The 21,064-nt window shown below is 54.2% G+C and carries 17 protein-coding genes; 14 read left to right on the top strand and 3 right to left on the bottom strand.

Annotation, left to right across the window (positions count from 1 at the left end; translation table 11 throughout):
* Positions 1 to 134: 134 nt before the first annotated feature.
* The 6 genes from ACOZIO_RS02705 to ACOZIO_RS02680 all read left to right on the top strand — a co-directional run bounded on the left by ACOZIO_RS02705 (position 135) and on the right by ACOZIO_RS02680 (position 6,161).
* Positions 135 to 824 carry a gamma-glutamylcyclotransferase gene (locus tag ACOZIO_RS02705; protein WP_129951467.1) on the top strand — a complete coding sequence of 230 codons (690 nt, stop codon included), beginning with the start codon at positions 135 to 137 and terminating at the stop codon, positions 822 to 824.
* Positions 825 to 1,109: 285 nt separating this feature from the next.
* Positions 1,110 to 2,681 carry an ABC transporter substrate-binding protein gene (locus tag ACOZIO_RS02700; RefSeq protein WP_129990360.1) on the top strand — a complete coding sequence of 524 codons (1,572 nt, stop codon included), beginning with the start codon at positions 1,110 to 1,112 and terminating at the stop codon, positions 2,679 to 2,681.
* On the top strand, positions 2,681 to 3,733 hold the full coding sequence (locus tag ACOZIO_RS02695) for an ABC transporter permease (protein WP_336369490.1): 1,053 nt from the start codon (positions 2,681 to 2,683) through the stop codon (positions 3,731 to 3,733). The genes ACOZIO_RS02700 and ACOZIO_RS02695 overlap by 1 nt, the downstream gene beginning before the upstream one ends.
* Positions 3,734 to 3,738: 5 nt before the next feature.
* Positions 3,739 to 4,617, top strand: a complete 879-nt coding sequence (locus ACOZIO_RS02690; protein WP_129951464.1) for an ABC transporter permease — start codon at positions 3,739 to 3,741, stop codon at positions 4,615 to 4,617.
* Complete coding sequence (locus ACOZIO_RS02685) at positions 4,607 to 5,491, top strand: ABC transporter ATP-binding protein (RefSeq protein ID WP_217137384.1); 885 nt, start codon at positions 4,607 to 4,609, stop codon at positions 5,489 to 5,491. The genes ACOZIO_RS02690 and ACOZIO_RS02685 overlap by 11 nt, the downstream gene beginning before the upstream one ends.
* Positions 5,484 to 6,161 (top strand): ABC transporter ATP-binding protein, encoded by a 678-nt coding sequence (locus ACOZIO_RS02680; RefSeq protein ID WP_421594914.1) that lies wholly within the window; start codon positions 5,484 to 5,486, stop codon positions 6,159 to 6,161. Before ACOZIO_RS02685 ends, ACOZIO_RS02680 begins: the two co-directional genes overlap by 8 nt.
* Positions 6,162 to 6,268: 107 nt before the next feature.
* Here the strand turns inward: ACOZIO_RS02680 and ACOZIO_RS02675 are convergent, their stop codons facing one another.
* Both ACOZIO_RS02675 and ACOZIO_RS02670 read right to left on the bottom strand, forming a co-directional pair.
* Positions 6,269 to 6,586, bottom strand: a complete 318-nt coding sequence (locus tag ACOZIO_RS02675; protein ID WP_129951461.1) for a HigA family addiction module antitoxin — start codon at positions 6,584 to 6,586, stop codon at positions 6,269 to 6,271.
* A gap of 83 nt (positions 6,587 to 6,669) precedes the next feature.
* A complete protein-coding gene (locus ACOZIO_RS02670) occupies positions 6,670 to 6,954 on the bottom strand; it encodes a type II toxin-antitoxin system RelE/ParE family toxin (protein WP_129951460.1) in 285 nt (94 codons plus the stop codon).
* A 377-nt stretch (positions 6,955 to 7,331) separates the two neighbouring features.
* Here ACOZIO_RS02670 and ACOZIO_RS02665 point away from each other — a divergent pair, with 377 nt between their 5' ends.
* Positions 7,332 to 9,035 (top strand): chloride channel protein, encoded by a 1,704-nt coding sequence (locus ACOZIO_RS02665; RefSeq protein WP_217137380.1) that lies wholly within the window; start codon positions 7,332 to 7,334, stop codon positions 9,033 to 9,035.
* 21 nt (positions 9,036 to 9,056) lie between these two features.
* Here the strand turns inward: ACOZIO_RS02665 and ACOZIO_RS02660 are convergent, their stop codons facing one another.
* Entirely contained in the window at positions 9,057 to 10,076 is a 1,020-nt protein-coding gene (locus ACOZIO_RS02660; RefSeq protein ID WP_129951458.1) for a transporter, read from the bottom strand.
* Between the two features lie 385 nt (positions 10,077 to 10,461).
* Here ACOZIO_RS02660 and ACOZIO_RS02655 point away from each other — a divergent pair, with 385 nt between their 5' ends.
* From ACOZIO_RS02655 to ACOZIO_RS02625, 7 genes are all read left to right on the top strand, one after another.
* Entirely contained in the window at positions 10,462 to 14,238 is a 3,777-nt protein-coding gene (locus tag ACOZIO_RS02655; RefSeq protein ID WP_421594913.1) for a nitrate reductase subunit alpha, read from the top strand.
* Positions 14,235 to 15,770, top strand: coding sequence for a nitrate reductase subunit beta (narH, locus tag ACOZIO_RS02650; protein ID WP_129990622.1), 1,536 nt, complete (start codon positions 14,235 to 14,237; stop codon positions 15,768 to 15,770). Before ACOZIO_RS02655 ends, narH begins: the two co-directional genes overlap by 4 nt.
* Positions 15,770 to 16,492: a nitrate reductase molybdenum cofactor assembly chaperone gene (narJ, locus tag ACOZIO_RS02645; protein WP_217137378.1), complete on the top strand. Its 723-nt coding sequence runs from the start codon at positions 15,770 to 15,772 to the stop codon at positions 16,490 to 16,492. Before narH ends, narJ begins: the two co-directional genes overlap by 1 nt.
* The gene (narI, locus tag ACOZIO_RS02640) at positions 16,489 to 17,169 is read left to right on the top strand and encodes a respiratory nitrate reductase subunit gamma (RefSeq protein ID WP_129951454.1); all 681 of its coding nucleotides are present in this window, start codon (positions 16,489 to 16,491) and stop codon (positions 17,167 to 17,169) included. Before narJ ends, narI begins: the two co-directional genes overlap by 4 nt.
* Before the next feature lie 97 nt (positions 17,170 to 17,266).
* On the top strand, positions 17,267 to 17,506 hold the full coding sequence (locus ACOZIO_RS02635; protein WP_015697512.1) for an LPXTG cell wall anchor domain-containing protein: 240 nt from the start codon (positions 17,267 to 17,269) through the stop codon (positions 17,504 to 17,506).
* A 168-nt stretch (positions 17,507 to 17,674) separates the two neighbouring features.
* Complete coding sequence (locus tag ACOZIO_RS02630; RefSeq protein ID WP_129951453.1) at positions 17,675 to 18,538, top strand: D-amino-acid transaminase; 864 nt, start codon at positions 17,675 to 17,677, stop codon at positions 18,536 to 18,538.
* A 200-nt stretch (positions 18,539 to 18,738) separates the two neighbouring features.
* Positions 18,739 to 20,451 carry an ABC transporter ATP-binding protein gene (locus tag ACOZIO_RS02625; RefSeq protein WP_421594912.1) on the top strand — a complete coding sequence of 571 codons (1,713 nt, stop codon included), beginning with the start codon at positions 18,739 to 18,741 and terminating at the stop codon, positions 20,449 to 20,451.
* The last annotated feature ends 613 nt before the right edge of the window (positions 20,452 to 21,064 follow it).

Raw genomic sequence — 21,064 nt, 5'->3', positions numbered from 1 at the left:
TAATAAAATTGCCCCGCAGCCTGAAGCTCAGGCAAAAACTGTCCGATAACATCAACAGATGAAACCCACCACAGCGGAGAACACAGCGTTAACAGCATGTCATGTTCAAAAGTAAGTCGTACCTGGGGGAATGAATGTTAACTCGAGATTTCCTGCGTAACGCAGATTGCAAAACAGCATTTGGCAGCATTGATGAATCGATGCTACTGACCCCTGAACAGCGCGCTGCCTCTTTGTGCTGCACGCTGGCGCGTCGCCCCGACAACAGCCCGGTCTGGATTTTTGGTTACGGTTCACTGATGTGGAACCCGGTTTTTGACTCAGAAGAGGCGCGGCCTGCCACCTTGCACGGTTATCATCGTGCCTTCTGTCTGCGTCTGACCGCCGGGCGTGGCACCCTTGCGCAACCCGGCCGTATGCTGGCGCTGCGGGATGGCGGCAAAACCACTGGCCTGGCGTTCCGTCTGCCTGAAGACACCCTTCTCGATGAACTCGAACTGCTGTGGAAACGTGAAATGCTCACCGGCTGTTACCGTCCGACCTGGTGCGAACTGGATCTCGACGATGGCCGCAAGGTGACCGCGCTGGTGTTTATTATGGATCCCTCGCACCCGCAATATGAAGCCGATACCGATTATCAGGTTATCGCCCCACTGATTGCGCAGGCCAGCGGCCCGCTCGGCACCAATGCGCAATACCTGTTTGCACTGGAAAAAGAGCTGAACAACTACGGCATGCGTGACGATTGTATGAGCGAGCTGGTCAAACAGGTGCGGATGCTGTTGTCTGTTTCTCCGGGGCTGGATGTCCCGGGACTGAGTTAACGTCGGGTCTGGTATTGCCGGCTGTGCGGGGTTGCCGTGCAGCCATTTCATTAATCTCTCCCGTTTTAAGCGCCTGCCTTTTCGCTGTTCATAAAATATCTCCACCACGGGCTTTGTACAGTAACAATCCGCCGCAAAGCCCCGTCTTGCCTCATTAATAACCAATCAGATAACGTTATGCAAAATTCGCATAACGATAGTCTTTATCAGACTTTCTGCCAGATAGAAGAAACTTTACACTCAACAAAATCTTAGCAATTTCGCTACCTTGGAGAGTCTGTCTTGATGAAAGCTTTATTACCGTCCGTTCTGTTTACGGCTATTGCGGCTACTTTCTCCGTGCAGGCTGCTACGCCGCCGGATACGCTGGTTATCGCACAATCCATTGATGACACCTCCAGTTTTGACCCGGCGCAGGGATTTGAACTGACCACGGTTCAGGCTTTTAATAATATTTATCAGCGCCTGGTCCAGTCTGACCCGAACAATCCGATCGATTTAAAACCGACGCTGGCGGCCTCCTGGGAAGCAGGCAAAGATAACCGCAGCCTGACCTTCACGCTGTCACCGAAAGTCACCTTTGCCAGTGGCAATCCGCTGACTGCCGATGACGTCATATTCTCGTTGTCACGCGTGGTGAAGCTGAATCTGGAGCCTTCATTTATCCTGACGCAACTGGGCTGGACCGATAAAAACGTCGATACCTTCCTGACTAAGATTGATGACCAGCATGTGAAAGTCAGCTGGACTGCCGATGTCAGCCCGTCATTCGTGCTGAGCCTGCTGTCTGCGCCGGTATCTTCTATCGTGGACAGTAAACTGGTGAAAGCTAACGCCACCGCTGACGACCTTGGTCACCAGTGGCTGAGCAATCATTCTGCCGGTTCCGGCCCTTACCAGATCCGTAACTACATACCGCATGAAGTCGTGATTTTATCTGCGAACCCGACCTCACCGGAAGGCGCGCCGAAGCTGAAAACCATTCTGATCAAAAACGTACCGGATCCTGCTGCGCGCCGCTTGCTGATCGAGCAGGGGGATGCCGATATGGCGCGTAATCTCGGTTCTGACCAGATGGCTGCACTCGCCGGTAAAAAGGGTGTTAAGCCTCTGGCGATCCCGTATGCCTCACTGTACTTCATGCAGTTCAATGTCAAAGCCTCCCCGGCGCTGGGTAATCCTGCATTCTGGGAAGCGGCCCGCTACCTGTTCGATTACAACCACATTGCTCATGATCTGATGAAAGATCAGTTCCAGGTGCATCAGGCCTTCCTGCCGGAAGGCTATCTGGGCGCGCTGAACGACACGCCATACACCTATGACCCGGCAAAAGCCAAAGCGATTCTGGCGAAAGCCGGGCTGAATAACGTCAGTTTCACACTCTCTACCGCCAATCAGCCGCCGTATCTGGATATCGCACAGGCGCTGCAGGCCAGCTTTGCGCAGGGCGGCGTAACGGTGAAACTGGATCCGGGTTTGAGCTCGCAGATTTCTACCAAAGTGAAATCACACAATTACGACGCGTATATGTCGTCATGGGGACCGGATTACTTTGACCCGAACACCAACGCTTCAGCGTTTGCTTTCAACCCGGAAGAGGGGAGCAGCAAAACACTGGCATGGCGCGCTAACTGGTCCATTCCTGCACTCAATAAACTGACGCTGGCTGCGATTGCGGAACCGGATCAGGCCAAACGCGTGGCGGATTACCGTCAGTTGCAGCTGGAAGTCCAGAAAAACTCGCCGTTTGTGATTGGTCTGCAAGCCAAAAGCCTGATTGCCGTACGCGACAACATTAAAGGTTACGTGCAGGGCATCAACCCTGACATGGTCTTTTACAGCAAGGTCACGAAGTAATGGCAGACAGTTCAACACCCGCCGGATTCGTCCGGCAGGGTTGGCGCTGGTCAGGCCGTTTGCTGACCGGCGTGATTTCGCTGGCACTGACGCTGCTCGGACTGCTGGCGTTTACTTTCACGCTTTCCCATCTCGCCCCGATTGATCCGACGTTACAGGTGGCCGGCGATCACGCCAGCGAAGCCACCTATGCGCAGGTGCGTCGCGATTTAGGTCTCGATCAGTCCGTACCGGTACAATTTGTCCGTTATCTCGATCACCTGGCGCACGGCGATATGGGAATTTCCCGTATTACCGCGCAGCCGGTGGCCAGCGATCTGATGCGTACATTCCCGGCAACGGTTGAGCTGGCGACTTGTGCCATCCTGCTCGGCGGCACCTTCGGGATTTTGCTGGCGTTGCTGGCGGTATGGAAACCGGGAAGCTGGCTGGATAATGCGGCAAGGCTGGTGTCGTTGCTCGGGTATTCCGTGCCGATTTTCTGGCTTAGCCTGCTCGGCCTTTTGCTATTTTACGCGGTACTGCACTGGGCGGGCGGGCCGGGGCGGCTTGACGACCTGTATATGTACACCATGACGCCACGCACCGGTTTTGTCCTGATTGATACCTGGCTGTCCGGCGACCGTGAAATGTTTTACAACGCTATCCGCCATTTATGGTTGCCGGTGACGGTGCTGGCGATGTTGTCGATGGCGGGTATTACGCGCCTGTTGCGTGCGTCGATGCTGGGCGAAATGAACAAAGAGTATGTGATTCTGGCCCGGTCAAAAGGGGCCGGCAGGATGCGTGTTCTGCTTTGCCACGTCTTCCCGAACGTGCTTGGTACACTGATCACGGTGCTGACGCTGTCCTACGCCAGCCTGCTCGAAGGTGCGGTACTGACCGAAACGGTATTCGCCTGGCCAGGTGTCGGGCGTTATCTGACCACCGCGTTGTTTGCTGCGGATACCCCGGCAATTCTTGGCGCTACGCTGCTGATCGGCACCTGCTTCGTTCTGCTCAATGCGCTGGCTGACGCCCTTACTTATCTGCTCGATCCGCGAACCCGGTAGTTGCTATGACTCAAATGATTCCTGAACAACCGACGCAGGTTGAGGCTGAAGCCGATACCTCCGTCTGGAAACCGACCCGGCGCATCACCACGTTTTCTGTCGGACTGGTGCTGGTTGCTATTCTGGTGCTTACCGCGCTGCTCGCGCCGTGGCTGGCACCGTTTGACCCGAATATTCAGCACATCGAATTACGCCTGCTGCCGCCTTCGGAAACCCACTGGCTGGGCACCGACGGGTTTGGCCGCGATTTACTCTCCCGTGTGGTCTATGGTGCACGTCCGACCCTGCTGCTGGTGTCACTGATTCTGGTACTGACCATTCCGGTGGGGCTGCTGATCGGCATCAGCGCGGGATACATTGGCGGCTGGTATGAGCGCATTGTGATGCGACTGACCGATATCGTGATGTCCTTGCCAAGTCTGGTGATGGCACTGGCGCTGGTAGCAATTCTCGGCCCCGGCCTGATGAACGGGGCTCTGGCACTGGCTTTCACCAGCTGGCCGCCCTTTGCGCGACAGGCAAGGGCGGAGACGCTGGCACTTCGCCGCAGCGATTATCTGGCAGCGGCGCGGATGCAGGGCATCGGCGGGTTGCGTCTGATGTTCGGCCACATTCTGCCGCTGTGCCTGCCGAGCGCCGTAGTACGTGCGGCCCTCAGCCTCGGCGGCATCATTCTGGCTTCTGCCGGTCTGGGCTTCCTCGGTATGGGTATTCAGCCTCCGACCGCTGAATGGGGGTCAATGGTTGCTGAAGGCAGCAAGGTGATTTTCGATCAATGGTGGGTTGCCGCAGCACCGGGCGGGGCGATTTTATTTGCCAGCCTGGCTTTCAACCTGCTGGGCGACGGCCTGCGCGACAAAATGGATCCACGACATGGCAACTGACTTTTTACATAAGGACAAGTCATCCGGCGATCAGCTGGTCGCGAAGGATTTGACCATTTATTTGCCGGGCGAACGTCCGCTGGAACTGGTGAAATCCCTGTCATTCAGCGTCGGGCAGGAACGCGTGGCGCTGGTCGGCGAGTCCGGCTCCGGAAAATCCCTGACCGCCCGCGCGCTGATGGGGTTACTGCCGCATCCGTGCAAATTGCGTGCATCACAGCTGACGCTGGGTGACAACGATCTGACCACGCTCAGAGAACGTGAGTGGAGCACGCTTCGCGGAAACCGCGTGTCGATGGTGATGCAGGATCCGAAACATGCGCTCAATCCGACACAAAAAATCGGCAAGCAGGTAGAAGAACCGCTGCGCCTGCATACACGCCTTGGCCGCAAGGAGCGTCAGGAAAAAGTCACCGAGATGCTGAATGCTGTCGGTCTGCCGAATCCGGCTTTCTTGCAACAGCAGTATCCGCATCAGCTTTCCGGCGGGATGGGGCAGCGCGTGATGCTGGCGATTGCACTGATCAATGATCCCCAGTGGCTGATAGCCGACGAACCCACTTCCGCGCTGGATTTCGAGATGCGCGAACAGGTTCTGGGGCTGATTGAGCGATTAGTTGAACAGCGAAACATGGGACTGATCCTGATCAGTCACGACCTGCAACAGGTCGCCCATTATTGCGAACGGGTGCTGGTGATGTACAAAGGCGAGCTGCTTGATGAACTGGCAGCCGATCAGTTGGCGAACGCCACCCATCCTTATACGCATACGCTCTGGTCATGCCGTCCGAGCAAATTTACGCACGGTGAACGCCTGCCGGTGCTGGATCGCGCGCTGCTGGCTTCTTTAAAACAGGATCCGCGCCATGAGTGAAATTATTGCTGAATTGCGTCAGCTTAGCGTGTCGCATCGTCAGGGTTACGAAACCCGCACGGTGGTGCATAACGTCAATCTGACCATCCGTAAAGGCGAATGCTTCGGACTGGTCGGGCCGTCCGGTTGCGGCAAATCATCATTGCTGTGGGTGCTGGCTGGTCTGAACGGACACTGGGGCGGCAGCCTGACGCTGCTTGACCATCAAGTGAAACCCGGCAAGCCTTTCACCGGTAGCCTGCGCCGCGATGTACAGATGGTTTTTCAGGATCCGTATGCTTCGCTGCACCCCAAACACAAGCTGCTGCGAACGCTGGCCGAGCCGCTGAAAATCCTTAAAGAACAGGATATCGAACAGAAAATTGCCGAAGGTTTTCGCCAGGTCGGGCTGGATCCGGCGCTGATGAACCGTTATCCGCACCAGCTTTCCGGCGGTCAGCGTCAGCGCGTGGCGATTGTCCGGGCGCTGTTGCTTAAACCGAAACTGCTGCTGCTCGATGAACCGACATCAGCCCTTGATATGTCCGTACAGGCAGAAATTCTTAATCTGCTCAATGACCTGAAAGCCAGCAGTGATCTGACCATGATTCTGGTCAGTCACGATGCCGATGTGATTGATCATATGTGTGATCGGGCAGTGCATATGTCGAAGGGTTACGTGTTGAGCTGACCGTGCGCCTTATAATCCCTTCTCACAGTCCCCGGGCAAAGGTCCCGGGGATTCTCCGTTCAGCAGTATTTTGAGCGCACCATCGAGGCTTGTCTGCCGGGGAATTTTTATGATTTTTTCAGAAAATCTTTCAGATGAACGACCTTGTTGATGTCATCCATCAGGCGCGGGTTATTGCGCACTTCCCAGATATCGACATGGGTTTGCAGGTTTAACCAGAATTCGACAGAAGTCTCAAATGTCTTTGCCAGCCGGAAGGCGATATCAACGGTCAGCTTGCGGTTGTTATTCACCAGTGCGCTGATGGTATTGCGGTGAACATTCAGCATGTCGGCAAGATCGTTGATCCGCAGGCCAGTGGGCTCAAGAAATTCGTAAAGTAAAATATCACCAACGGTAGCGGGTTTACGTGTGGTCACAGCCATACGACGTTCCTTTTGGTATGTCTTCATTAACATCGAAACGAATATGCTCATAATTACCGGTAACGCCTGTAACCGTGGGGATCTCAATACAGGCCATGTGCTTTGCCTTCCCGCCAGTAAAAAATCAGACGGTACTGTTCATTCACCCTGATCGATGAAAATCCTTTTAACGGAGCTGCCAGATCTTCGTAGCGATTGCCCGGAGGCCAGAGTAAATCCCGATAATCCATTGCGGCATTGATCATATCCAGCTTCCTTTCCAGAGCGGTTGCCAGCGTCCAGGGTATTTTGCGATGGGGAGTGGCGAAGTGAAAAAAGTCTTCCAGCCATTGATCGCGGAAACTGCTTATCCTGAGCATATCGTTCATGAGATGAACCCATCCTGATTTTTAAGGTGGGGTACCGAAGCCTTCTTGCACTGTGCTTCGGTGCATAAATTAACAGAGTCTTTTGCCGTTGTATAGGGATTGTTCTCCCGGGAACGGACGTGACTTTAATGCCTGATGCGTTTAGCGAAAGCGGTTGTTGAGGATTTTGCGGGACGTTTTCCACAGAATGTGCGTCACCCGGCAGAGGGGTACGGCATGAATGCGGCAAGGCGCGCAAAATTTTTCTGCCTGCGGTGGAACGCGCGGGAGCAACAATTTTCGATTTTAAGCCACGCCGCGGGTTGCGCCGGGCTTATGAGCATGATAATGATTTCCTTCGGTATTCTGCCAGCCACTTTTCCGACCACTGAGATCTTATGAGCCTGAAAGCTTTCAACCCTGATGCCCTGCAAAAAGGTGATCTGATTAACCTGCTGATCGCCATTCCTGCCGGGATTATTGCCGCGCTGGTGACAATCGCTTTTCGCGGGGCGATTTCGGGTATCAACGGCCTGATGTTCAGTGATGGCAGCGATATCACCAAAGCTTTCAATGAATATCCTCAATTTCTCTGGCCGCTGATCACCACAGGAGGGGGCGTGATTGCGGGTTTCATCCTGCTGTGGGCGCTGCGTCACGAAAGCAGGCACGGCAAAATGCCGGATTATCTGGATGTCATCGATCAGCGTCTGCCGGGCATTCCGGTGGTCAGTACCGTGCTGCGCGGGCTGTCGTCGCTTGCCAGTATTGCCAGCGGCGGTTCAATTGGTCGCGAAGGGGCAATGGTCCAGTTATCCGCGTTAAGCGGCAGCCTGCTCGGGCGGTTTTCACGTTTTAAAGGCGTACATCAGTCAGATGTTATCGCCATGGCTGCCGCGGGCGGGCTGGCAGCGGTGTATCACGCTCCGTTTGCCGGCGCGTTGTTTGTGGCGGAAATCGCTTTTGGTGTGACCGCCGTACAGCGCCTGATCCCGCTGTTTATCTCGGCGTCGGTCGCGGTGCTTACTGTCCGGTCGCTGACCGGTTATGCGCCGCTGTATCTGTATGCTTCCGCCTCATTCAGCCCCTCCTTAGGGGCGATTTTCACCGTGCTGATTATTGGCATGGCGACGGGGATTCTCGGGCCGTTATTCATCTCATCAATCGAAAAAGTGCGGCAGTGGATGAAACCCATTTCGCATCCGGCGCTGCGTCTGGGTCTTGGCGGGCTGGGTGTTGGCCTGGTGGCGATGATTTCGCCGCTGGTGCTCGGTAACGGTTTTGAGGTCATTGATTTAATCCTTAACAACGGGGATTTACAGACCTCTTTATGGGTGCTGCTGATCCTGAAAATTGTCGCCACGGCGATCACCATCGGTTCCGGTGCGGTCGGCGGGTTGTTCACGCCGTCGTTACTGATTGGCGCGGCGGGCGGCGCGCTGGTGTGTACCTTCCTGCAATGGCTGGGATTCGATCCCGGTCCGGTCGGGTTATATGCTGCGATCGGCATGAGCGCATTGCTGGCGGCCACCAGTCATGCACCGCTGATGTCGATCATGATGGCGTTCGAAATGACCCTCAACAGTTCGCTGCTGTTCCCGCTGATGCTGGCGACGGCGATTTCTTATGTTGTGGCGTCTCGCCTGAAAGTCGGCGGCACGTACCCGGTGCTGACACGGCATAATGCCCGGTTTGCGGCGAAAAATGCGTTTGAATACAGTACTGTGGCATCACTGATTTCACCTTGTTCGAAAATGTACGTCGACGCTTCGCTGTCAGAGGTGGTCAGCGAAGGGTTAAAACAACGCACACGGTATGTATACATGGTAGACAGGGAAGAACGTTTTCTGGGCGTGGTGCCGACCAATGTGGTGGCGGCAGGGCTTATTGATGGCAGCGTGAAAGCTGACAGCCCGATTGATCCGTTTATCGAACAGGAATTCACGACGATTTTTCAGCAGGCCAGTTACGAGCAGGCGTGGGCGATGTTCAGTCATTCGCCACTTGAACGTTTACCGGTGCTGGAAAATGCGCAATCACGCCGTTTGCTGGGTGTGATCACTAAAGCTGCGTTGCTGAATAAAGCCAAAGATTTCCTGTAGTTGTTGTGCGGAGAGCCGTCATCAGCCGTCGTCGCGATGCCTTAACGCATACCAGCCCGCCAGCAGGGTAAACACGCCGACAATCACCACCAGTAAAATAAAACCGTGGTGATTGCTGGCGAGCGGAATGCCACCGACGTTCATGCCAAAGAAACCTGCGACAATATTGATCGGCAGCGCCAGCACGGTGATTACCGTCAGCACATACAGCGTGCGGTTACTTTGCTCCATCTGCCGTGAGGTGATTTCTTCCTGCAATAACCTGATGCGTTCGGTCAGGGCGATAAGGTCATTCAGTACCACCGAAAATTCCTCGGCAAACTGCCGTAAATCCTGGACCACGGCAGGGGCTATCCAGGCGGGAGGACGGTTCAGCAGGCGAAACAGGGCGGTCGGTTCCGGTGCGAGTAAACGCTGAAACCGCAGCAGCATACGGCGCAGACGCCCCAAATCGGCGCGGTTCTTTTTCACATGATGGCTCAGCAACCGCTCTTCGATGGTATCCACGTACTGATTAGCTCGCCGTACAATCTGTTCCAGTAAATCTTCCTGTTCCTCTAAAAGATGCACCAGCAGCGCGGTTGGCGTGGTGATGGCCAGATGTTCCAGTCGTTTGAATAACTGTTCGATCAGCCTCACCGGTTTGTGGCGCGCCGTGATCACCAGCTGCTGATGGCAACTGAGCCACAGCGTCGAGGCTTCATCACTGGTTTCATCCGGACGGAAAATCACATCGTTGAGCACCGCCAGCAGCGTGTCATCAAGCCGTTCAATGCGCGTACTGCGCGATCCTTCGCGGATTTCCTCGAAAAATACCTCGCCGATGCCAAAATGCTTTTTCAGCCATTTTTCTGACATAGCGTGATTGAGATTGACGTGGATCCAGACGAATCCTCTGTCGTGGCAAATCTGCTGCCAGGCTTCCTGAACCTGTTGTGAGGAAACGCGTTCGGCTGGGCGGTCCGGACGAAAAACGAAACCGTATATCATCCCGGTAACTTCATCGTTGAAATTGAGTACGGCGGGTTTTTCTGTCTGCATTAAAGGTTTCTGGTGGTGAAAACAGGTTGTTCTATTACGCCAGACATCGGCGTAAATACAATAACCTCCCGCGTGATTTCACAATACTGTCACATTCAAACGGCCTTACCTCCAATTTTCCTGCGGATGACTTAATGCCCTCCTTTTTGTTGTCTTTGTGTAATTAATTCCAGTAAATCAATAAATTATAGCAACTTAACTTCATACCTCTTTGGGGGTATTTGTCGTTATATAAATGAATGCATGATGCGAAGGCGTTGATCGCAATCAATTGGGCGCGCGTGTGGGCTGCATACCCTGAGGGCATAACGAGCAATGAAGTTGTATTCCCCGCCATTCACATAATGACAAAGCGCAATGAAGCCTTTGCACAGGAGAGTCCCGGATGAGCAAGTTTCTTGACCGGTTTCGCTATTTCAAACAGCTAGCTGAACCCTTTGCTGACGGCCACGGCCAGACGCTGAATACCAATCGCGACTGGGAAGACGGTTACCGCAGCCGCTGGCAGCATGACAAAGTGGTCCGTTCCACGCACGGTGTGAACTGCACCGGTTCATGCAGCTGGAAGATTTACGTCAAAAACGGTCTGGTGACCTGGGAAACCCAGCAGACCGACTACCCGCGCACCCGTCCGGACCTGCCGAACCACGAGCCGCGTGGTTGCCCGCGCGGTGCCAGCTATTCCTGGTATCTCTACAGTGCAAACCGTCTGAAATATCCGCTGATGCGCAAGAAACTAATCCAGTTATGGCGTGAAGCCAGACTGAATTACAGCGATCCGGTCGATGCCTGGGGCTCGATTGTCAGTCAGCCGGAAAAAGCCAAAGAATATAAAGCGGCACGCGGTCGTGGGGGATTTGTCCGTTCAAGCTGGCAGGAAGTGAATGAACTGATTGCCGCGTCCAACGTGTATACCGCCAAAACTTTCGGCCCGGACCGCATTATCGGTTTCTCGCCAATTCCGGCGATGTCGATGGTGTCTTACGCTTCCGGCGCACGTTATCTGTCGCTGATCGGCGGTGTTTGCCTGAGCTTCTACGACTGGTATTGCGATTTGCCCCCGGCGTCTCCGCAAACCTGGGGCGAGCAGACTGACGTGCCGGAATCGGCTGACTGGTACAACGCTTCGTATATTATTGCCTGGGGTTCCAACGTTCCGCAGACCCGTACGCCGGACGCGCACTTCTTCACCGAAGTGCGCTATAAAGGCACTAAAACGGTGGCTATCACGCCAGACTATGCGGAAATCGCCAAGATTTGTGACCAGTGGCTGGCGCCGAAACAAGGCACCGACAGCGCACTGGCGCTGGCCATGGGCCATGTGATCCTCAAATCCTTCCACATCGATAATCCAAGTCAGTACTTCACCGACTACGTGCGCCGCTATACCGATATGCCGATGCTGGTGATGCTGGAACCGCGCGAAGACGGATCATATGCCGCAGGCCGTATGCTGCGTGCCTCTGATCTGGTGGGCAATCTTGGTCAGGAAAATAACCCGCAATGGAAAACCATCGCCCTCGATGAACGCACCGGAGAACTGGTATCACCGTTAGGTTCGATCGGTTACCGCTGGGGCGAAAAAGGCCAGTGGAATCTGGAATCCCGTGAAGGGAAAGACGGCAAAGATGTCAGCCTGAAGCTGAGCCTGCTCGGCGATCATGATGACGTTGTGAATGTGGGCTATCCGTACTTCGGTGGCGCGGTCAGTGAACATTTCAACAGTGTGGCACTGGATGAAATTCTGATGCACAAACTGCCGGTCAAACGCCTGCAACTGGCGGATGGCAGTACCGGCCTGGTGGCAAGTGTTTACGACCTGACGCTGGCGAACTACGGTATCGAACGCGGCCTGAACGATGAAAACTGCGCACAAGGCTATGATGAAATCAAAGCCTATACGCCAGCCTGGGCCGAGAAAATCACCGGGGTTTCACAGCAAAACATCGTGCGTATCGCCCATGAATTTGCCGATAACGCCAACAAAACCCATGGCCGTTCGATGATCATCGTCGGTGCCGGGATGAACCACTGGTATCACCTTGATATGAACTACCGCGGTCTGATCAACATGCTGATCTTCTGCGGTTGCGTGGGGCAGAGCGGGGGCGGCTGGGCCCACTACGTCGGGCAGGAAAAACTGCGTCCGCAAACCGGCTGGCAACCGCTGGCGTTTGGCCTTGACTGGCAGCGTCCGCCGCGCCAGATGAACAGCACCTCATTCTTCTACAACCATTCAAGTCAGTGGCGTTACGAAACCGTCACGCCACAGGAGCTGTTATCTCCGCTGGCGGATAAATCCAAATTTACCGGCAGTATGATTGACTTCAACGTGCGCGCCGAGCGTATGGGCTGGCTGCCGTCTGCGCCGCAGCTCAACGTTAACCCGCTGCACATTGCCGGGCAGGCGAAAGCCGCAGGTTTATCACCGGCCGATTTCACCGTGGCAGCCCTGAAAGACGGCAGCGTGCGTTTTGCTGCCGAACAACCGGATAATCCGCAGAACTTCCCGCGTAACCTGTTCGTCTGGCGCTCTAACCTGCTGGGGTCTTCCGGTAAAGGCCACGAGTACATGCTGAAATATCTGCTGGGCACCGAACACGGTATTCAGGGAGAGGATCTCGGCCTTCAGGGCGGCGTCATGCCGGAAGAAGTCGAATGGCAGGCGCAGGGCGGCGAAGGCAAACTGGATCTGGTGGTGACACTGGATTTCCGCATGTCCAGCACGTGTCTCTATTCTGACATCGTGCTGCCGACCGCCACCTGGTATGAAAAAGACGACATGAATACCTCGGATATGCATCCGTTTATTCATCCGCTGTCTGCTGCTGTTGACCCGGCCTGGGATTCCAAAAGCGACTGGGAAATCTATAAAGGTATTGCCAAAGAGTTTTCCCGGGTGTGCGTCGGCCATCTTGGGGTGGAAACCGACATGGTGACGTTGCCGGTTCAGCACGATTCCGCCGCTGAACTGGCACAGCCGTTTGGCGTGGAAGACTGGAAAAAAGGGGAATGTGATCTGATCCCCGGGCGCACTGCACCGCATCTGATGGTCGTTGAACGTGATTATCCGAACACCTATGAGCGCTTTACCTCGGTCGGCCCGTTGCTGGAAAAACTCGGTAACGGCGGCAAAGGCATCAGCTGGAATACTGACAGCGAAGTCGGTTTGCTGAAAAAACTGAACTACACCAAACCGGATGGCGTGGCGAAAGGCCAGCCGGTGATTAACACTGCGATTGATGCAGCGGAAGTCATCCTGACGCTGGCACCGGAAACCAACGGTCAGGTGGCGGTCAAAGCCTGGGCAGCGCTGAGCCAGAATACCGGCCGCGACCACACACATCTGGCGCTGAATAAAGAAGACGAGAAAATCCGCTTCCGCGATATTCAGGCGCAACCGCGCAAAATTATCTCCAGCCCGACCTGGTCCGGTCTGGAAGATGAACATGTTTCTTACAACGCCTGTTACACCAACGTGCACGAGCTTATTCCGTGGCGCACGTTGTCCGGCCGCCAGCAGATTTATCAGGATCATGCGTGGATGCGCGCCTTCGGTGAAAGCCTGCTGGTTTACCGTCCGCCAATCGACACCCGCGCGGCGCAGCCGTTGCTGAACGCGAAACCGAACGGCAACCCGGAAATGGCGCTGAATTTCCTGACGCCGCACCAGAAATGGGGCATTCACTCCACTTACAGCGACAATCTGCTGATGCTGACTTTAGGTCGCGGTGGCCCGATTGTCTGGCTGAGTGAAGACGATGCGAAACAGTTAGGCATTGAAGATAACGACTGGATCGAGGCCTTCAACGCCAACGGCTCGCTGAGCGCCCGTGCGGTGGTCAGCCAGCGCGTACCGGCAGGCATGACCATGATGTATCACGCACAGGAGCGCATCGTGAATATTCCGGGTTCAGAAATCAGCCGGCAGCGTGGCGGTATTCATAACTCCGTTACCCGCGTTTGCCCGAAACCGACGCATATGATCGGCGGTTACGCGCAACTGGCGTACGGTTTCAACTATTACGGCACGGTCGGCTCCAACCGCGATGAATTCGTGATTGTGCGCAAAATGAACCGCATCGACTGGCTGGATGACGAAGGTAATGACGACGTGCAGGACGCCGTACTCCCTGAAAAAGTACAGGAGAAAGCCCAATGAAAATTCGTTCACAAGTCGGCATGGTGCTGAATCTCGACAAATGCATTGGCTGCCACACCTGTTCCGTGACCTGTAAAAACGTCTGGACCAGCCGCGAAGGGATGGAATACGCGTGGTTTAACAACGTGGAAACCAAACCGGGGCTCGGTTATCCGCACGACTGGGAAAACCAGCAGAAATGGAAGGGCGGCTGGATCCGCAAAATCAATGGCAAACTGCAGCCGCGCATGGGTAATAAAGCCAACCTGCTGCATAAAATCTTCGCCAACCCGCATATGCCGGAAATCGATGATTATTACGAGCCGTTTGATTTTGATTATCAGCATCTGCACACCGCGAAAGACGGCAAACATCAGCCGGTGGCCCGTCCGCGTTCGTTGTTAACCGGCAAACGCATGAAGAAAATTACCGGCGGCCCGAACTGGGAAGACGATCTGGGGACCGAGTTCAGCAAACGTTCTGCCGACCAGAACTTCGCCAATATGCAGAAAGAAATGTACGGCGAGTTCGAAAATACCTTTATGGCGTACCTGCCGCGTTTGTGTGAACACTGCCTGAATCCGGCGTGTGTGGCGACCTGTCCGAGCGGTGCGATCTACAAGCGTGGCGAAGACGGCATCGTGCTGATCGACCAGGACAAATGCCGTGGCTGGCGCATGTGCCTGACCGGCTGCCCGTACAAAAAAATCTACTTCAACTGGAAAAGCGGCAAGTCAGAAAAATGTATTTTCTGTTATCCGCGTATCGAAGCCGGTCAGCCAACGGTGTGTTCCGAAACCTGTGTCGGTCGTATCCGTTATCTCGGCGTAGTGTTGTATGACGCTGACCGTATCGGTGAAGCCGCATCGGTGGAAAACGAGAAAGACCTGTACGAAAGCCAGATGAGCATTTTCCTCGATCCGAACGATCCTGAGGTGATTGCACAGGCCGAAAAAGACGGCATTCCGCTGTCTGTGATGGATGCCGCACGTCAGTCGCCGGTCTATAAAATGGCGATGGAATGGAAGCTGGCGTTGCCGCTGCACCCTGAATACCGCACGCTGCCGATGGTCTGGTACGTGCCGCCACTGTCGCCGATCCAGTCTGCTGCTGATGCCGGTGCATTACCGCACAGCGGCGTGCTGCCGGATGTCGAAAGCCTGCGTATTCCGGTGGAATACCTGGCGAACCTGCTGACTGCGGGCGACACCGCGCCGGTGCTGCGTGCGCTGAAGCGCATGCTGGCGATGCGTCATTTCAAACGTGCTGAAACGGTGGATGGCGTAACGGACACCAGTGCGCTGGAACAGGTCGGATTGTCTGCGGCGCAGGCCGAAGAAATGTACCGCTATCTGGCGATTGCCAACTACGAAGATCGTTTCGTGGTCCCTTCCAGCCATCGTGAACAGGCGCGTGAAGCCTTCCCGGAAGCCAAAGGCTGTGGTTTCAGCTTCGGCGACGGCTGCCACGGCAGCGACAGCAAATTTAACCTGTTCAACAGTAAACGCATCGATGCCATCGACATCGGCGCGAAAACAGAAAGGAACAACTGATGAACAGCTTACGACTCATTGGTTTATTGCTCGATTACCCGTCTGATGAGCTGTGGGAACACCAGACGGAGCTGCTCGAAGCGGTGACAGAATCTGCGGAACTGACTGAGGAACAGCGCCACGATCTGGCGCTGTACATCACGGCGTTCTGCAAACAGGATTTGCTGGATGCGCAATCGGCGTACACCGGTTTGTTCGATCGGGGTCGCGCCACCTCGTTGCTGTTGTTTGAACATGTGCACGGCGAATCCCGTGACCGTGGTCAGGCGATGGTCGATCTGATGGCGCAATACCGCGAAGCCGGGCTGGAAATCGACAGCCGCGAGCTGCCGGATTACCTGCCGCTGTATCTGGAATACCTGACCACCCGTGATGAACATCAGGCGCGGGAAGGGCTGCGTGACATCGCGCCGATCCTGGCATTACTCAGCGCCCGGATGCAGGAGCGGAACAGTCATTACGCGGAACTGTTTGATCTGCTGCTGGCACTGTCCGGCAGCGATATCGCGACTGCCACGGTGCGCGAGGGGATCAAACAGGAAGCCCGTGATGACACGCCTGCCGCGCTGGACGCGGTGTGGGAAGAGGAACAAATCACGTTCCTCGGCGAGCAAAGCTGTGCGTCGGGCGATGAAGCTGCGCACCAGAAACGCTTCGCCGGTGCGGTCGCACCACAGTATCTGAACCTTGATGACACGCCTGCGGGGGAACCACGCAAATGACCGACTTCCTCAACAACTTCTTCTTCAATATCTATCCGTACCTGTGCGGCACAGTATTCCTGGCCGGTAGCTGGCTACGTTATGACTATGGTCAGTACAGCTGGCGCGCCGGTTCCAGTCAGTTGCTGGAGAAAAAAACGCTGCGTATTGCTTCGCCATTGTTCCATGTCGGCATTCTCGGCATTTTTGCAGGCCATGCCTTCGGGATGCTGACGCCGCACTGGATGTATGAATCTTTCCTGCCGGTGCCGGTGAAACAGCAGATGGCGATGTGGGCGGGCGGTGCCTGTGGCGTGATGACTTTGATTGGCGGCGGCATGCTGGTGTGGCGGCGTCTGAGCAACGCGCGCGTGCGGGCGACCTCCAGTTTTGGTGACATCATGATCATCATTCTGCTGGTAGTGCAATGTGCCCTGGGGCTGAGCACCATTCCGTTCTCCGCGCAGCATATGGACGGCAGCGAAATGATGAAACTGGTCGGCTGGGCGCAGTCAGTGGTGACGTTCCGTGGCGGTGCGGCAGCACATCTCGATGGCGTGGCATTTATCTTCCGCGTGCATCTGGTGCTGGGGATGACGCTGTTCCTGTTGTTCCCGTTCTGCCGTCTGGTGCATATCTGGAGCGCGCCGGTGGAATATCTCACCCGCCGTTATCAGCTGGTACGTAATCGTCGCTGACTGACCTTCACGGATTGTGAACGGGCAATTTTGACATAAAAACGAAGGGCGCTATGATGCGCCCTTATCTTTATTTTATTGCTCAAGGACGCATCTGATGGCCACACCAAGACAACCTATGACCGTAGCCCGCCGTTTACTTCGCAACAGCCTGATTTTACTGGTTATCGGTATTGTTGCCACGATCCACGGTTTAGTGGTTGGCAGTCCGGAAACCCCGCCGGGAGAAATGGCACCGCAACTGATGCTGGGCATCTGGTTTATCTTTATCGGTTGCGTGATGGCGCTGATCAGCGGGTTAGTGATCCGCAACAAAAAGAAAAAAGGCGAACTCTGATCTTTCGCTACACACCGAATCAGCGCTCATCAGGGCGCTTTTTTTATGTCAGCAGTGGCGTAAACCTGCGTTACGTCAACGTCACGCGCTCAGTTTTCACGCAATTTATTCTTTCACTCGTATTACAGCTAATAAAAATCCTAATCAACGTTGTCCAGGAAAAATAACATGACCAGAACGGTATACCTCAACGGGGAGTTTGTTGCCGAGCATGACGCGAAGGTGTCGGTATTTGATCGCGGTTTCTTATTTGCTGATGCCGTCTATGAAGTCAGCGCCGTGCTGAACGGACGTCTGCTCGACAACACGGCTCATCTGGCGCGGCTTGCGCGTTCCTGTCAGGCGCTGAACCTGCGTCTGCCTTGTGCGCTCAGTGATATTGAGACTCTGCAAAAACGTCTGATCACTGAAAACAATCTGCTGGAAGGGGCGGTGTATCTGCAAATCAGTCGCGGCAACAGCGGCGACCGTGATTTTGATTTCCCCGGTGAAAGCGTAACGCCAACTTTTCTGATGTTTACGCAGGCGCGCCCGCTGACAGACCACCCGAAATCAAAAAGCGGTATCCGCATGGTTTCCGTTGAAGATATCCGCTGGCAGCGTCGTGACATCAAAACCGTTGGCCTGCTGGCCCCTTGTCTGGCGAAAGAGTATGCCCATCAGCATGACGCCGACGATGCCTTACTGATCGAAAATGGTCTGATCACCGAAGCCAGCTCCAGCAATGCCTGGATCGTCGATGCTGAAGGCACGCTGATCACCCGCCCGCTCAGCACGCACATCTTACATGGCATCACCCGTCAGGCACTGCTGGAACTGGCGAAGCAGCACCATATCCACTTTGAGGAACGTCCGTTCACGCTGGATGAGGCACTGAATGCGCGGGAGATCTTTATCAGCTCCGCCACCACCTTTATCTGGCCGGTGATTGCGCTGGACGGGAAGCCGGTCGGGGACGGAAAACCGGGCGCGGTTGCCGCAAAATTGCGGGAGATTTATGTGGCGATGGCGGTAGAGGCGACAAGCCGTTAATACAGTTTTACTGCCAAAAGCCCGGGTTGTCTTCACAACTTCACTGAGGTTGAAATGTAAAAGTCAGCGGTTTTGCATTTAAGAGGGTGTGAACCGGCGTCTGCGATCTTGCCTGTTTATTTCTCTAAAACTCTCTGACTGATAACCGTTTTCATCTAGACTAACGGCTTCGCTTTCTGGCTATCTTATAAGGATGTCTGATGCTCCGCCGTTTCTTCTCTTATTACGCACCCTATAAAAAGCTGTTCTTCCTCGACTTCGGGTGCGCGATCCTCGCCGGATTGCTGGAACTGGGCTTTCCGATGGCGATTAAAACTTTCATCGATAAATTACTGCCTGCGCACGACTGGGTGCTGATCATCGGCGCGACGGTCGGTCTGTTGTTGATTTACCTTTTCAATACGGCACTGATGGCTATCGTCAATTACTGGGGGCATGCGTTGGGTGTTGGTATTGAAACCGACATGCGGCGCGAGGCATTCAGCCATTTACAGAAACTGTCTTTCCGTTATTACGACAATACAAAAACCGGCCATATCATCACCCACATCACCAAAGATTTGGAAGAAGTGGGCGAGGTCGCGCATCACGGGCCGGAGGATGTATTTATCGCGGTAATGACTTTTATCGGCGCATTCATTCTGATGGCAACGGTCCATTTACAGCTGGCGCTGATGACCATCATTATCGTGCCGGCGATGACCTGGATGGTCAGCCGCTATGGTGCTCAGATGACTGAAACCTGGCGGCGTCTGTTCGGGCAGGTCGGTAATTTCAACGCACGTATAGAAGAAAGTATCGGCGGTATCCGCGTGGTAAAAGCATTCGCCAACGAAGAACATGAGCAAAAGCTGTTTGCTTCTGATAATGCTAATTACCGCACTACTAAGCTGAAAGCCTATCAGATCATGACCGCCAGCCTGACGCTCAGTTATCTGAGCACGCGTCTGGTTCAGCTGATTGTGATGGTCGCAGGTACCTGGTATGTGATTAACGACCAGCTGACCTACGGCGGGTTCGTGGGTTTTCTGCTGCTGGTGGAAGTGTTCTTCCGCCCGGTGGCGAAAATCAGTTCAGTACTGGAAAGCTATCCGAAAGGGATCGCCGGGTTTAAACGCTTTACGCAGCTTATCGATACCTCGCCGGATATCACTGACCGGCCGGGCGCGCAGGCAGTCAGCCAGTTACGGGGCGATATTCATTATAACAACGTAGTGTTCGGCTACACCCCCGTCAGTAAAATTCTCAACGGCATTACGCTGACGATTAATGCCGGAGAAACGCTGGCGTTCGTCGGGCCTTCCGGCGCGGGAAAAACCACGTTATGTTCGCTGTTGCCCCGTTTCTATGAGCTGGACAGCGGCAGTATCACCATCGATGGCATCGATATCCGCGACATGACCCAGCGCTCGCTACGTCACAATATTGGCATTGTGCAGCAGGATGTTTTCCTGTTTGGCGGAACGATCCGTGAAAACATTGCTTACGGTAAGCTCGATGCCAGCGAAGCAGAAATCCGCCTGGCGGCCAGCCGCGCACGGCTTGATGATGTGATTGACGCATTGCCGCTGGGAATGGACACGGTAATTGGTGAGCGGGGGGTGAAGCTCTCCGGTGGCCAGAAACAGCGCCTTTCGATTGCGCGTATCTTCCTCAAAAACCCGCCAATTCTGATCCTCGACGAAGCCACGTCAGCGCTGGATACTGCGACGGAGCAGGCTATTCAGCAGTCGCTGGCGGAGCTTTCTGAGGGCCGGACCACCCTGGTGATTGCCCACCGTCTGGCGACAATTCAGAATGCGGACCGCATTATTGTGGTCGATAAAGAAGGCATTGTTGAGCAGGGCACACATGAATCACTGCTGGCCCGTCAGGGGCGTTACGCACAACTTCACGCCGCACAGTTCCGTTAGTCTTTTACTCCTTCTCCTGCGAAGGAGAGGGAGTAAAATTTTCTCCGAAATTCCCCGATCTCTTTTTAGATATGATCTTTCTTTTAATGCCCCTTTTTATTAAAAGCCCGATTTGAATAAAAAAAGCTCAATTCGGGCAAATAAAAAAATTACGTTTTGTTCAATTCAATCACGCAGGTAATTATTATTATCTTAAATTTGGATTATTTTTGCACAATGACTTTATTAAAAATCCTAAATGGCAAAAAAATGCCTGGTACAAAAATCTTATGGCTGCTTTTTCTATTATTGTGATAATGAACTTACTGATGAAATGATTATCCTGCTATGCACTATTTAAATGCAACGTATCAAACTCCCCTCATAATTCATTAACGATTGTTAACAGAAAAAAACCTTTTGATAAAGGTGATCTGGCTTGCAACAACTTTACAAAACCTACACCCGGTTGCACCATAAAAATGCATGGCACCATTTTGGTGCAATTTGTTATGCGAAAACCGCATATAATCAGGGAGTTAGTGAGTTGTTATTGAAACATTGTGTTACAACTCTTTACCCAAAAAAGACTTACCGAAGCGAACTTTTCCATTTTAACTTTTCGTGCTCAGTG

The organism is Rahnella sp. PD4, from assembly GCF_049199325.1.
GTDB classification, from domain to species: Bacteria; Pseudomonadota; Gammaproteobacteria; order Enterobacterales; family Enterobacteriaceae; genus Rahnella; species Rahnella perminowiae.
This window is presented reverse-complemented; position numbering and strand designations above follow the sequence as displayed.

Bases quoted from the DNA above. Each gene is read 5' to 3' on its own strand.
- narH (WP_129990622.1), top strand. From the start codon at position 14,235: ATGAAAATTCGTTCACAAGTCGGCATGGTGCTGAATCTCGACAAATGC.
- narI (WP_129951454.1), top strand. From the start codon at position 16,489: ATGACCGACTTCCTCAACAACTTCTTCTTCAATATCTATCCGTACCTG.
- ACOZIO_RS02705 (WP_129951467.1), top strand. From the start codon at position 135: ATGTTAACTCGAGATTTCCTGCGTAACGCAGATTGCAAAACAGCATTT.
- ACOZIO_RS02660 (WP_129951458.1), bottom strand. From the start codon at position 10,076: ATGCAGACAGAAAAACCCGCCGTACTCAATTTCAACGATGAAGTTACC.
- ACOZIO_RS02655 (WP_421594913.1), top strand. From the start codon at position 10,462: ATGAGCAAGTTTCTTGACCGGTTTCGCTATTTCAAACAGCTAGCTGAA.
- ACOZIO_RS02670 (WP_129951460.1), bottom strand. From the start codon at position 6,954: ATGAACGATATGCTCAGGATAAGCAGTTTCCGCGATCAATGGCTGGAA.
- ACOZIO_RS02675 (WP_129951461.1), bottom strand. From the start codon at position 6,586: ATGGCTGTGACCACACGTAAACCCGCTACCGTTGGTGATATTTTACTT.
- ACOZIO_RS02630 (WP_129951453.1), top strand. From the start codon at position 17,675: ATGACCAGAACGGTATACCTCAACGGGGAGTTTGTTGCCGAGCATGAC.
- ACOZIO_RS02690 (WP_129951464.1), top strand. From the start codon at position 3,739: ATGACTCAAATGATTCCTGAACAACCGACGCAGGTTGAGGCTGAAGCC.
- ACOZIO_RS02685 (WP_217137384.1), top strand. From the start codon at position 4,607: ATGGCAACTGACTTTTTACATAAGGACAAGTCATCCGGCGATCAGCTG.
- ACOZIO_RS02680 (WP_421594914.1), top strand. From the start codon at position 5,484: ATGAGTGAAATTATTGCTGAATTGCGTCAGCTTAGCGTGTCGCATCGT.
- ACOZIO_RS02700 (WP_129990360.1), top strand. From the start codon at position 1,110: ATGAAAGCTTTATTACCGTCCGTTCTGTTTACGGCTATTGCGGCTACT.
- ACOZIO_RS02635 (WP_015697512.1), top strand. From the start codon at position 17,267: ATGGCCACACCAAGACAACCTATGACCGTAGCCCGCCGTTTACTTCGC.
- ACOZIO_RS02625 (WP_421594912.1), top strand. From the start codon at position 18,739: ATGCTCCGCCGTTTCTTCTCTTATTACGCACCCTATAAAAAGCTGTTC.
- narJ (WP_217137378.1), top strand. From the start codon at position 15,770: ATGAACAGCTTACGACTCATTGGTTTATTGCTCGATTACCCGTCTGAT.
- ACOZIO_RS02695 (WP_336369490.1), top strand. From the start codon at position 2,681: ATGGCAGACAGTTCAACACCCGCCGGATTCGTCCGGCAGGGTTGGCGC.
- ACOZIO_RS02665 (WP_217137380.1), top strand. From the start codon at position 7,332: ATGAGCCTGAAAGCTTTCAACCCTGATGCCCTGCAAAAAGGTGATCTG.